The organism is Streptomyces roseochromogenus subsp. oscitans DS 12.976, from assembly GCF_000497445.1.
Classification (GTDB): Bacteria; Actinomycetota; Actinomycetes; order Streptomycetales; family Streptomycetaceae; genus Streptomyces; species Streptomyces oscitans.
The window spans coordinates 6,362,801-6,363,591 of record NZ_CM002285.1 but is presented as its reverse complement, the minus strand read 5'-3'; the positions used below and the strand labels follow the sequence as shown (position 1 = coordinate 6,363,591).

Sequence of the window (791 nt, the reverse complement as noted above, 5' to 3'; positions counted from 1 at the left end):
GCCGACGCCCTCGCCGGTGAGGGCGGACAGGGCGAGCACGTTGGCGCCCGGTTCGCCGTGCTCGCCGAGTGCGACGCCGTCCTCGTCCAGCAGCCGGCGCAGGTCGTCCAGGACCTGGTCGGCGGCCTCCCCGGGCAACCGGTCGACCTGGTTGAGGACGACGAACATGATCTCGGCGTGGCCGGACATGGGCCGCAGATAGCGCTCGTGCAGGACGGCGTCGGCGTACTTCTCCGGGTCGACCACCCAGATCACCGCGTCGACCAGCTTCAGGATCCGGTCGACCTGTTCGCGGTGCTGTACGGCGGCGGAGTCGTGGTCGGGCAGGTCGACCAGGACGAGCCCGCGCAGTTCCGCCTCGTTGTCCGGGTTGTGCGCGGGGCGGCGGCGCAGCCGGCCCGGGATGCCCAGCCGGTCGATGAGGCCCGCCGCGCCGTCGCTCCAGCTGCACGCGATGGGGGCGGCCGTGGTCGGACGCCGTACGCCGGTCTCCGAGATGGCCACGCCGGCGAGGGCGTTGAACAGCTGCGACTTGCCGCTGCCTGTGGCGCCCGCGATGGCGATGACGGTGTGCCGGCCGGAGAGTTTGCGGCGGGCGGCCGCCTCGTCCAGGACCCGGCCCGCCTCGGCGAGGGTGTGGCCGTCCAGACGGGTGCGGGAGAGGCCGACGAGTTCGCGCAGGGCGTCGAGGCGGGAGCGCAGCGGGCCGTCGTACGCCAGCGGGGGCGGAGGGTTGCTGCCCTGGCCCCGGCTGTCGGTCTCGCGCTCGGCGGCGAGCGCGGCGGCTGCGG

At 74.8% G+C, this 791-nt stretch carries 1 protein-coding gene; it reads right to left on the bottom strand.

Features of this window, described 5'->3' with window-relative positions; translation table 11 throughout:
• Nucleotides 1-791: YfjP family GTPase (locus M878_RS77175; RefSeq protein WP_023550659.1), on the bottom strand; the 791-nt coding region annotated here is incomplete at both ends.